Genomic DNA, 11565 nt, shown 5'->3' on the forward strand with positions numbered 1-11565 from the left:
GCCAATCCGGCTTCGACCAACAACGCCTCCAACCCCATCAAATCCGGCACCTTCGCCACATGCTCCCCCACCTGCACCGCCGCCAATTCCAGCGGGCACAACGGCACATCCACATAACTCAACTGGCTATCGAGCTTGTACGAGCGCGGAATCCCCTGGATCACCAACGCAATAAACTTCAACGTCGGCCGTCCTCCGAGGGTGTTCAACACCACAATCCGCGCCCGTTCCCCCACCACGCCCGATTCGCCACACGCGGCCTCAAAGCTGATCAGCGGCAACTGCCGGTCCCGCCACGTCACCTGCCGCAAATACCACGGCGGCGCATCACTGGCAGGCTCGCCGCGCTGGAAGTCGATCAGCTCGGCCACGGCGACGTTGGGCAATAACAGGTGGCGGTCAGCCAATGGCAGCAGCAAGCCGGTGAGTTGGGTAGCGCGGTGATCAAGCACGGGACTTGCTCCAATACGCGATGCTTTCCAGCAGCACCGACTCTTGATAAGGCTTGCCGAGGTAGTCGTTGACGCCAATGGCCATGGCGCGGTCGCGGTGTTTTTGCCCGGTGCGGGAGGTGATCATGATGATGGGCATGCGCATCAGCCGTGGGTCGTCGCGCACCTGGATGGCCACTTCGAAGCCGTCCATGCGCGGCATTTCGATGTCGAGCAGCATCAGGTCCGGGGTGTGCTCTTCCAGCACGGCCATGGCGTCGATGCCGTCCTTGGCGGTGAGCACGTTCATGCCGTTGCGCTCCAGCAACCGGCTGGTGACTTTGCGTACGGTGACCGAGTCGTCCACCACCAACACCAGCAGCGGGCGCTTTTTCAGCGGGTCGTTGAGGATCAACGGGGCGTCGGCCGCCTGGGCCGGCAACGCCGGTGGCCGCGCGCGGATGTGCGCCAGCAGGTCGATGATCAGCACCACGCGACCATCGCCGAGGATGGTGGCGCCGGACAAGCCCTTGACCCCGGCAAACTGCGGCCCCAGGCCCTTGACCACGATCTCTCGCGTGCCGGCCATGGCGTCCACTTGCACCGCCACGCGCCGCTCGTTGCATTGCACCAGCAGCACCGGCAGCGGTTGATACTGGCCGAGCAAATTCGGGCGGCCGACGGTGTGCAGCAGGTCGCCGAGGTAGAACAGTTCGTAGCGCTGGCCGGCGTATTCGTAGCGCGGCGGGTCTTGCTGATAGTGCCCTTCCAGCTCATGGGGCATGACCCGCACCAGGCCTTCGATGGTATTCAGCGGGATCGCGTATTGATCGTCCGCACACTGCACCATCATCGCCCGGTTGACCGACACGGTGAACGGCAGGCGGATGCGAAAGTGCACGCCCTCCCCCGGCGTCGAGTCGATGACCATCGAACCGCCCAGTTGGCGCACTTCTTCATGCACCACGTCCATGCCGACGCCACGCCCGGAAATCTGGGTGATTTTTTCGGCGGTGGAAAACCCCGGTTGCAGGATGAACTGCAACACGTCGCGGTCGCTGATCTCCAGGTTGGGGTCGAGCAAGCCACGCTTGATCGCCTTGCGTCGCACGGCTTCCAGTGGCACGCCGGCGCCGTCGTCACGCATGTCGAAAACGATGTCGCCGCCTTCGTGGGTCAGGTCCAGGGTGATGCGGCCTTTTTCCGGCTTGCCCGCCAACAGACGTGCATCGCGGGATTCCAGGCCGTGGTCGACGGCGTTGCGCAGCATGTGTTCCAGGGGCGCGACCATGCGTTCCAGCACGTTGCGGTCCATCTCGCCTTCGGCGTTGCCGACGATGAACTCCACATCCTTGCCCAGCTCGCCCGCCACTTGCCGCACGATGCGTTTAAGGCGCGGCAGCATGCGTTCGAAGGGCACCATGCGCGTGCGCATCAGACCTTCCTGCAGCTCGGTGTTGATGCGCGCCTGTTGCTGCAGCAGGTTGTGGGCATCCTGGTTGCGCCGCTCAAGGGTTTCCTTGAGGTCGAGCAAGTCCGAGGCCGATTCGAACAAGGCCCGGGACAGCTGTTGCAGTTGGGAATGACGGTCCATTTCCAGCGGGTCGAATTCTTCGTAGCCCAGGCGCTCGGCCTCGGCCTGCTGGCGGCTGAGGATGCGGCCCTGGGTTTCGGTGTCGAGCCGGCGCAGTTGGTCGCGCATGCGCTCGATGGTGGTTTCCACCTCGTTGAGGGCGACACGTGCATCGTTGACCTGCTGTTCGATACGCCCCCGGAAGATCGAGGTTTCACCCGCCAGGTTGACCAGGTCATCCAGCAAGTCGGCTGATATTTTCACCATGTCGGCGGCCGGATCGCTGGCCAGCGCGGCCTCGGTTTTGGTCGCCGCCAACGCCACTGGCGCGGCGCTCACTTCAGCCGGATGCACCAGGCTTTTGATCCGCTCGATCAGCGAATCCACCGAGCCCACCGGCAGCCCCGCCGCCACTGCATCAATCATCTGCGCGAGGCGGTCGTGGCAACCTTGCAGCAGTGCAAACAGTTCAGCCGAAGGCGCCAGCAACCCGGCCGACAGGCCTTCGTAGAGAAATTCCAGTTCATGGGCCAGGTCGCCAATCGGGCCGATCTCGACCATGCGCGCGCCGCCCTTGAGGGTGTGCAGGTCCCGCAGCAGGGTCTCGACTTCCTGGCGATTTTTCGGCTCGGCCTGCCAGCGCAACAGCGCGGCGCCGGAGCTGTCGAGGATGTCGGCGGCTTCCTCGAGGAAGATATCCAGCAGCTCGGGATCAGTGCCCGGCGTCTCGACTTCGACTGCCGCTGCAGGTGCGGCTGGCCCGGTGCCGTGGCGCAATTCACGCAAGCGGCTGATCAGCGCGGACGAGTCGCTCAGCGGTTGCTGGTGTTGCAACTGCTCAAGCAGCAGCGCCAGTCGCTCATGACTGGCCATCAGCACGTTCCCCAGTTCGCTGGAGTAGCTGTAGCGCCGGTCTACCAAGCCTTCGTAAAGGTTTTCCAACTCAAGGGCCAGATCGCCCACCGCGCCGATTTCAGCCATGCGCGCGCCACCCTTGAGGGTGTGCAAATCCCGCTGCAACGACGAGAGCGGCGCGGCGTTATCCGGGTCCAGCAGCCAGCGCTTGAGGGACTGGCCGGCGCTGTCGAGGATGTCTACTGCTTCCTCAAGGAAGATCTCGACAATCTCGTCATCCACCGCAAAGCCCTGGTCCAGCTTCGCCGTGGCGGCGCCGAGTTCGGAGATGCTCAGGGCGCGGCTGCCATCGCTTTTGATCAGGCCGGTGGCGGACGGGTCGAGGCCTTCATCCAGCAGTTCGCGCAGGGCTCGCACCCGTGCCGGGGCCGGGCTGATTTCCTGGCCGGCGGCCAGTTGGTCGAGCATGTTGATCAAGGCTTCGTGGGCCTGTTCGGCCTCGTGAAAGAAGCGCTCGCTGACCGCCAGGCTGCTTTCTTCCACCGCGCCGTAGAGGTCGAGCAAGGCTTCGCACAATTCATCCATCGGGTGCAGGTCGGCCAGGTGCGCGCCTTCGCCGAGGGTGGTCAGTTCGTCCAGCAGCGCACTCAGTTCCTGGCGCTCGCCGGGGTGCTGTTGCCAGCGGCGCAGCAGGCTTTCGGCATCCAGCAGGATGTCCATGCCCTGGGCCAGGAAGTTGGCGATCAACTGCGGGTCGCGCTTGATGCGCAGGCCGGTGTTGGGTGCATTCAGCAGAGCTTCAAGCTGGCTGTTCAGCAGGGTTTGCGTGCGTTCGATCAACCCGGCCGCGCCATTGATGGGCGCGTGGGGATCGCTGTCCAGCTGGCGCACGCCGCGCTGGAACAGTGCCTCGGCCTCCAGCAGCAATTCGATTTCATCCAGGTCCAGCGGCAGGCGGTGGGCCTTGTATTCGCGGGTCAGGTGGTCCAGCGGCCGCGCCAGCTCGGCGATGGGCAACACGCCGGCCATGTAGGCGCTGCCCTTGAGGGTGTGCAGCGCGCGTTGCAGTTCATCGCTGACTTGCAGCGGCAGGTGCTCGGTGGCCTGTTGCAGGAAATGGTTGAGGCTGTCGAGGTGGCTCTGGGCTTCGTTGCGGAAGATCTCCAGCAACTGAGGGTCGAGGGCCGTGGCCGACGATTCTACGCCGCTGGCCAAGGCGTGAGCCCGGGCGGCCAACTCGTCTACATCGTCGCGCTGGCGCTGGGCATCGGCGGCAAAATCGGTGATCAGCTCAGGCAGCAATTCCAGCACATCTCCCAGCACTGCTTGCACCTCCGGGCCCGGTGCGACGCTGCGCTCCAGCACACGGTTGAGCAGGTTTTCCACGGCCCAGGCCAGCTCCGCCAACACCAGGGCGCGGACCATGCGGCCACTGCCTTTCAAGGTGTGGAAGGCGCGGCGCATTTCGCTCAGGGTGGCCTTGTCTTCAAGGCTGGCGGTGCCGGCGGGTACGTAGCGGTGCAGCACGTCGAGGACTTCGGCAGTTTCTTCGAGAAAGACTTCACGCAGCTCATCGTCGATGGCCTCTTCGCCAGCAGGCGGCGGTAACAGGCTGCCAGGCCGTTGCAGGGCCGGAGGGTTGAGGCGTGAGGTAGGGCTGGCCAGCGCGTCCGCGAGAAACGGGGTTTGCTCCGAAGGCGAGTCGTCCTGGGCAAGCAGTGCCTGGCGCCAGGGCTTTTCGGCCGGCAGATAGCCCAGCGCTGCCAGGCCTTCGGCGGCGACTTCCAGCACACGCTCGCCCGGGGCGTCGTGGTCCTGGAGCATGCGCTCCAGGTAGTATTCGAGGCTGGTGAGCACATCGGCAAAATGCTCAAGCTGCGCCTCGGAAGGCGCGGCCTCGCCGACCATCAGTTGCTCGTTGACGTAGTCATTGCAGCCGCGCATCAGGCTCGCCGCCCGGGGCAGCGGAATCATCGCCAGGGCGCCGCGCACCTGGGTCAGCAACTCGGGCAGCGACTCCAGGCGCTGGCGGTCCCAGTGGGCCTCGATGCAGTCGATCACCAGCTCTTTGGCCTGGGTCAGGCACTGGCAGGATTCGCGAATCACCAGGTGGTGGATCTGCGTCAGGTCGGTGGTGGGCAGGCGGCTTTCTTCGCGGCGCTCCGGCTCGACCGTGCCGACCATCCCGGCCAGCGTGGCCTCGACGTAGAGCAACGCACCGGCGACGTCCATCAGCACCGCGTCGTTGGGCTCGCGCTGCCCCTGGGCCAGGCCGAGCACCACCGCCAATTGGTCGATGATCACTTTGCGCGGCTGGCCAAAACCCAATACCGCCAGGGTATCGGCGATCTGGCGCAACGGCGCCAGCAAAGCCTCAAGGTCCGAGGCGTGCTGGCGGTCGCTGCGCACGAACAGGTCCAGGCGCTCCTTGACCCGCACCAGTTCCTCACACAGCGCGCCCAGCACCGAGCCCATGGCATCGCGGTCCGGGCCGGCCAGGCGGGCGCGTTCGGCGTCCACTACGGCGCTGTCGGGCAGGGCTTCATCGAGGCCATAACGTTCTTTCAAACTTTGCATCCGTGGGGTCGGTCGGGTGACTTTGGCGACGTAGAACAACAGGCTCTTGAGCAACTCGTCCGGGGCCGGGGTGTTGATCCCACTGATGCCCTGGTGCAGCAGGCGCTTGAGTTCCTTGTCGCTGGCCTTGAGCAAACTGCGCAACGCCGGGCTGTTGGCGACCACGCCGATCAGCATGCCTTCCACCAGCGCCGAGGTCACCTGCCACAACGGTAACAGCGGCGCACCATGGCACAGGGCTTCGAGGCGGGCGAATACCCGCGCCATGTCTTCCAGGTTGCTGGGGCCGTGATCTTCGCGCAGCAAACCGACCAACGCCTGTTGCAGCATCTGCCGCCATTGGCGCAGCAGCCCTGGGAAATCCTCCGGCGTGCGCTGGGCCAGTGCCTCTTCGGGCAGCGGCGGGATCACCAGCAGTTGCGGGCTGAACAGGCTGGTTTCCGAGAGCAGGCTTTCGCCACGTACGCTGCGCAGGTCGTTGAGCAGCGGCAGTACCACCAAGGGCAAATCGCGTCGGGCACTGTGCACACGGTCGAGGTACAGCGGCAGTTGGCCGAGGCCCTGTTGCAACAGGCGAATGCCTTCATCGCGCTGGCTGACGCGCGTGCCTTGCAGGGCGAGGGCCAGTTGTTCCATTTCTTCAGCGAACAGGGCCGCGCCGTAGAACTCGACCATCAGCAGGCTGCCGTGGACTTGATGAACGCATTCCAGGCACTGGCCGATGGCCTCGCTGGCGCCGTCTTCCACATAGGCGTCCAGCGCCGAACGGGCCTGTTTCAGGGTTTCGGCAATCTCGCCCTTGACCCATTCGAGGGCCACGTAGTCGTGCCGATCAACCATAACTGCTCCCGCCTGAATTCATTTGTCGCTTTGTGAATGACGACTCCAAGGACCATGGAGATCGAATGTGGGAGCTGGCTTGCCTGCGATGGCGGTGCATCAGTTTGCATCTTCGGCACTGACACACCGCTATCGCAGGCAAGCCAGCTCCCACAGGGGTTCGGTGGTGCTTGGCAGATAGTATTTCACTCATCCACCTGCTTCGCCGCCGGCAAGGTGAACCCCGACACCGACCGCCGCAACTGACTGGCCATTTTCGCCAGGTTGCCGATGCTCTCGGCCGTGGCTGTGGAGCCCGACGAAGTCTGGGTGGTGATCTGCTGAATCACGTTCATCGTCAGGGAAATCTGCCCCGCCGACGACGTCTGTTGCTGTGCCGCGTTGGAAATGCTCTGGATCAGCGCCGCCAACGTTTTCGACACACCTTCGATCTCTTCCAGCGCCACCCCGGCGTCCTGGGCCAGCCGCGCACCGCGCACCACTTCGGTGGTGGTCTGTTCCATGGAAATCACGGCTTCGTTGGTGTCAGTCTGGATCGCTCGCACCAGGGTTTCGATCTGCCGGGTCGCTGCCGAAGAGCGCTCGGCCAACCGCTGCACCTCATCGGCCACCACCGCAAAACCACGCCCGGCATCACCGGCCATGCTCGCCTGGATCGCAGCGTTGAGGGCGAGGATGTTGGTCTGCTCGGCGATGTCGTCGATCAGGCTGACGATGTCGCCAATCTCCTGGGACGATTCCCCCAGGCGCTTGATGCGCTTGGCGGTGTCCTGGATCTGTTCGCGGATGTTGTCCATGCCGTGGATGGTGTTGTGCACCACCTCGTTGCCCTTGTTGGCGATCTCCACCGAGCGCTCGGCCACGGCCGAAGATTCGGCAGCGTTGGCCGAGACCTGGTCGATGGACTGGGCCATCTGGTTGATCGCCGTGGAGGCTTCGGCAATCTGCTGTGCCTGATGCTCCGACGCTTGGGCCAGGTGCATGGCGGTGGCCTGGGTGTCCTGCACCGCGCCCGCCACCTGGCCGGCGGTGAGGTTGATGGTCGCCACCAGGTCGCGCAGTTGGTCCACGGAATAGTTGATGGAGTCGGCGATGGTGCCGGTGAAGTCTTCGGTGACCGAGGCGGTGACGGTCAGGTCGCCGTCGGCCAGGTCTTCGATTTCGTCCAGCAGGCGCATGATCGCGTTCTGGTTGCGCTCGTTCTTCTCGGCGGTTTCCCGCAACTGGCGGTTGGTCTCGCGGACCATCACCAGGCCGATCAGGATGATCGAGGCCAATGCCAGCAAGCCCAGCACGTAGCCGCCGATGGTGTCGAAGGTGCGCCCGTCTGCCAGGTTTTCAAAACCGGTGGCCAGGTGCGAGGCTTCGTCCAGCAGGGTTTGCGACAGGTTGAAGATATTGCTCGCCGAAGCCCGCACCTGGAACAGCTGCGGCGAGGTTTCGAGGATTTCATCCACCGAACCCGAAACGAATTCGAACAGCTCGGAAATTTCCGCCAACCGGGCGCGGGCGTCGTGGTCTTCAACCTGGCTGATGCGCAGCCCGGGATTGCCGTTGAGCATGCCGCTGAGCACCACGCCGAAACGGTTGGCATCGCGGCCAAAGGCATCGGCGGCCTGCACGGCGGTCTCGTCGCCCGCCAGCACGGTGTTCACCGCCCCGAGGATACGTTCGGCCAGCAACGATTGGCGCTGGGCCAACGCCACCTGGCTGGCCGGTGCGCCGCGTTGCAGGAGGATATCGACGACCTTTTCCGATTCCATCTGCAGCTGCGGAACGGTTTCCGCCAGGGTCGCAGCCACTTGATGCAGCGACAGCACCGTTTGCTCGCTGGCCAGAATCGCATCGGCGTTTTTCAGCAGGGCTTCCCAGTCGGTCTGCACCGCACGCATTTCTGCACGCACGGCGGTGGGTGCGGCGGGCAGGCCGGTGGCCGGGTCGCCTTTTTTCAGGTAACCCCAGCGCTGGGCAAAATCGTTGCGCGCATCCCCCAGCAGCTTGAACGCAGCGGCCTTGCCGGCGGCGGCCTCGGTGGCGTTCTTGGCGATGCGCTGGGACAGCACCCGCAGCTCACCGGCGTGGCCGATGTACTGCTTGTCGTAGGTGGACTGGGTGTTGAGGTACGCGAAGTTGGCGAACAGCAGCATGATGAACACGATCAGCGCGATAAACAGCACGATGATCTGCGAGCGGCTGCGGGACGCCTCCTGAGGTTTGACCGGGGTAACGGTACTCATGCGGCTACATCCATGAAGCCTGGAGCCTGGGCCAGGGCGAAGGGGCTGAAGACCTGCCACAGCTGGTCGCCGTCAAACTGGCCCTGGATAAACGGCGCGCCGGCCACGGTGCTCGTGTGCAGTGCGTCTTGTGCGAAATGCTGCATGCCCACCACCTCGTCCACCAACAGGCCGACAAACACGTCCTGATATTCCACCACCAGCACCCGCCGTTGTTTGCGCGCCACCGACCGCTCAAGGCCGAGGAAAGCGCCCAGGTCCATCACCGGCAACAAGCGCCCGCGCAGGTTGGCCACGCCCTTGACCCACGGCTTGACCCCGGGCATCACGGTGCAGCGTGGTTCGTGCAGCACTTCGGCGACTTCACCCATGGGCGCCACGTACCACTGCTCGCCCAAGCGAAAGCCGATACCGCTCCAGCTGTGCAGCCGGGTTTCCTGGGACGGCAGGTCGGCGGCCAGCAAGCGGCAGCGGCGGTCGATGTCCAGCAGCAGCTCGAAGGCGGTTTGCGACTCGGTCATGGGAACGTGCCGTCAGCCGGCCAGCACCTTGTTCAGGGTGGCGATCAGCGTCTCTTCATCTACCGGCTTGGTCAGGTAATCCTTGGCGCCCTGGCGTTCGCCCCAGATCTTGTCGGTTTCCTGATCCTTGGTGGTGATGATGATCACCGGGATGTGCCCGGTTTCAGGGTCCTTGGTCAACTGGCGGGTAGCCTGGAAACCATTGAGCCCGGGCATGACGATGTCCATCAGGACCGCGTCGGGCTTTTCCTGGCGGGCCAGCGCGACGCCATCGCCGCCATTCTGGGCCTTGAGGACTTCGTGACCGTGCTTTTCGAGCATTTCGGTCAGTTTGTACATTTCAGTCGGCGAATCGTCGACGATCAGAACACGTGCCATGGTTTTCCCCACTTCTTTAGTAGACGCAAGCCCTCGTGGGGCCCCCGTCAGTGTGCTTGTTCTACTGCAGCGAAGCCCGGCACATAGGCCTTGATCGCGCTCAGCAGTTCTTCCTTGCTGAAAGGCTTGGTCAAAAACTGATCAGAACCGACGATACGCCCCTTGGCCTTGTCGAACAGACCATCCTTGGACGACAGCATGATCACCGGGGTCGACTTGAACGCCGGGTTGTTCTTCACCAGCGCGCAGGTCTGATAGCCATCCAGGCGCGGCATCATGATGTCGACAAAGATAATGTGCGGGTGATGGTCAACAATCTTGGCCAGGGCATCGAAACCGTCGATGGCCGTGATGACATCGCACCCTACGTTCTTCAACAGTGTTTCGGCGGTGCGGCGAATCGTTTTCGAATCGTCGATCACCATCACTTTCAAGGCGTTGGAATGCTGTTCCATATCTGCTCTACCATCGCCACAGCGAATAGGTTTTCGGTGTGTACTGCCTGATGTTGCACAGGATGAGCGCCAGAAGCCTTGGAATTCAAGGGCTGATACGCCATGGCAGCCTTTTTAGCACAGTCTGGGGAAAAAGCATCGTTGGGGAGGTAGTCAAAATAGGCTGGTGGCTCTTGATAACCCTCCCCCGACGCATCAGCGATACTGATGATGCTGCTGGTCGAAAGACGCTCAGGGATTACAGCGCCGGTATAGCGAGGGTTCGAGGTGGTGAGCAAGGAGAGTGTCCGATTTTTTGGTGATTTTATCAGTCCATTCTGCTATCCAAAGAAAACTCCAGGCCATCGATATCAGCGTGCGCTCCACATACCGCTAATCCCAATGCTGTCGGATCAATTCCACTTGAGTAAATCTTGAGCGAACTGTCATTCTTTCTTATCACAACGTCTCCAAACTCTGTTTTATACACAAGCGCCTCACTCACATAATTCATCTGAAATGTAAAAGAACACACATGCTGTGCCGCCTGCGTACTATTCAAACTTACAAGATAGCCCTGACCATTGGGCTGTATATCCAGAACGTCACGAAACTTTTCAGAACAAGAAGCCCCACTACCAGGATCAGTGCACAAATCACTGTCTCTTGAGTAATGCCCGCCCCATAAGTACTTTGACGACTTGTCCCTCCCCACTACCTCCAGAGTCGCCCCGTGAACCTCCAACATTAAAAAAAAAGTAACTATTGGCAGGGCACAACTTTTAAGCAGCTTCAATTCAACCCCCCACTCATTAAATACCGCGCTCTATTCCTACCATTCTCATATTGCGCTAATTCCGGCGTATTTCGTATATATTGCGCCAACACACCGCGATTGTTTGCAAAGACATATGGTAACTGCCTATCCCAGAGACTGCCTTGCTGATAGGTCAGGTCGACAGCGACATCTCTAACAAGCCCATCAAGCTGTTCCCATGGCACAGAGTTTGACGCCATAGCGGAGCTATACCTTTTTTGAGCTGCCACTTCATATCGCGGGTAGATCACCTCTTCAAATAAGACGCGTTGCGCCTCCAGTGAAATAACTCCAAAACCCAATTTATTTGTATATACAAAATCACGAGCGACCTGACCAGACAGCCCAGCCCCACGAGAAAAGTTCTCCGCTGAGTTTGACTCAACACCTGCTGCAATCAAGTCATCATAGACCGCACTACTCGTCCTGTGACGCATATCATAACCACGTCCTAACGTCACACCAGAGGCCCCTCCCGGCCAATGTAAACTTCGGCTAAAATAAGGACTATTCAAAATATCATTCCCCTCTGCATCAAAGGTAACTTGGCCTTGCCTCACGGCCAGATAGTTCTCCCGCCGAAATACATAAAAATGCCCTACTATCCCCACCGGATGAAAGTGATACACCTTCCCGTAAGGAGGCAACCCCACTTTCTCAGCCACCTCCCCCCACCAACTCAACGCCTGGATCCGCTCTTTCTCCGCCAACCAATTCAAATGCGGAGTCGAACCACTGTGGCCCAAGATCTCATCCAAAATGTCCCAACGTTGTGGCCGGTGCCATTCGCTTTCGCAATGCACAATCAACTGCGAAATTGACTGTGCATGCGCCGACAAGTTGAGCGCCGCTTGCAACTCATCCGCAGTGATTTTTCCATCACGATTACGGTCAAGCAGGTC

Annotated in this window: 9 protein-coding genes; all 9 read right to left on the reverse strand. The window is 61.7% G+C overall.

Features of this window, described 5'->3' with window-relative positions; genetic code table 11:
* On the reverse strand, positions 1 to 452 hold a 452-nt coding region (locus V3W39_RS33090; protein ID WP_088425480.1), incomplete at its 3' end, for a chemotaxis protein CheW.
* A complete protein-coding gene (locus tag V3W39_RS33095; RefSeq protein WP_330214147.1) occupies positions 445 to 6276 on the reverse strand; it encodes an Hpt domain-containing protein in 5832 nt (1943 codons plus the stop codon). The genes V3W39_RS33090 and V3W39_RS33095, both read right to left, overlap by 8 nt.
* A gap of 185 nt (positions 6277 to 6461) precedes the next feature.
* Positions 6462 to 8513: a methyl-accepting chemotaxis protein gene (locus tag V3W39_RS33100; RefSeq protein WP_177043118.1), complete on the reverse strand. Its 2052-nt coding sequence runs from the start codon at positions 8511 to 8513 to the stop codon at positions 6462 to 6464.
* On the reverse strand, positions 8510 to 9034 hold the full coding sequence (locus V3W39_RS33105; protein WP_177043117.1) for a chemotaxis protein CheW: 525 nt from the start codon (positions 9032 to 9034) through the stop codon (positions 8510 to 8512). Before V3W39_RS33105 ends, V3W39_RS33100 begins: the two co-directional genes overlap by 4 nt.
* Positions 9035 to 9046: 12 nt before the next feature.
* On the reverse strand, positions 9047 to 9412 hold the full coding sequence (pilH, locus tag V3W39_RS33110; protein ID WP_017476512.1) for a twitching motility response regulator PilH: 366 nt from the start codon (positions 9410 to 9412) through the stop codon (positions 9047 to 9049).
* A 47-nt stretch (positions 9413 to 9459) separates the two neighbouring features.
* The gene (gene pilG / locus V3W39_RS33115) at positions 9460 to 9867 is read right to left on the reverse strand and encodes a twitching motility response regulator PilG (RefSeq protein ID WP_010167670.1); all 408 of its coding nucleotides are present in this window, start codon (positions 9865 to 9867) and stop codon (positions 9460 to 9462) included.
* Complete coding sequence (locus V3W39_RS33120) at positions 9843 to 10145, reverse strand: hypothetical protein (protein ID WP_330214148.1); 303 nt, start codon at positions 10143 to 10145, stop codon at positions 9843 to 9845. Before V3W39_RS33120 ends, pilG begins: the two co-directional genes overlap by 25 nt.
* Before the next feature lie 29 nt (positions 10146 to 10174).
* Positions 10175 to 10642 carry a hypothetical protein gene (locus V3W39_RS33125; protein ID WP_330214149.1) on the reverse strand — a complete coding sequence of 156 codons (468 nt, stop codon included), beginning with the start codon at positions 10640 to 10642 and terminating at the stop codon, positions 10175 to 10177.
* Positions 10639 to 11565: pesticin C-terminus-like muramidase (locus tag V3W39_RS33130; protein WP_330214150.1), on the reverse strand; the 927-nt coding region annotated here is incomplete at its 5' end. The genes V3W39_RS33130 and V3W39_RS33125, both read right to left, overlap by 4 nt.

The organism is Pseudomonas sp. Z18(2022) (assembly GCF_036346535.1).
In the GTDB taxonomy this organism is placed as follows: domain Bacteria; phylum Pseudomonadota; class Gammaproteobacteria; order Pseudomonadales; family Pseudomonadaceae; genus Aquipseudomonas; species Aquipseudomonas yamanorum_A.

What these genes read in the sequence shown, in the direction of transcription:
- V3W39_RS33100 (WP_177043118.1), bottom strand. Translation starts at nt 8,513, where the DNA reads ATGAGTACCGTTACCCCGGTCAAACCTCAGGAGGCGTCCCGCAGCCGC.
- pilH (WP_017476512.1), bottom strand. Translation starts at nt 9,412, where the DNA reads ATGGCACGTGTTCTGATCGTCGACGATTCGCCGACTGAAATGTACAAA.
- V3W39_RS33105 (WP_177043117.1), bottom strand. Translation starts at nt 9,034, where the DNA reads ATGACCGAGTCGCAAACCGCCTTCGAGCTGCTGCTGGACATCGACCGC.
- V3W39_RS33095 (WP_330214147.1), bottom strand. Translation starts at nt 6,276, where the DNA reads ATGGTTGATCGGCACGACTACGTGGCCCTCGAATGGGTCAAGGGCGAG.
- pilG (WP_010167670.1), bottom strand. Translation starts at nt 9,867, where the DNA reads ATGGAACAGCATTCCAACGCCTTGAAAGTGATGGTGATCGACGATTCG.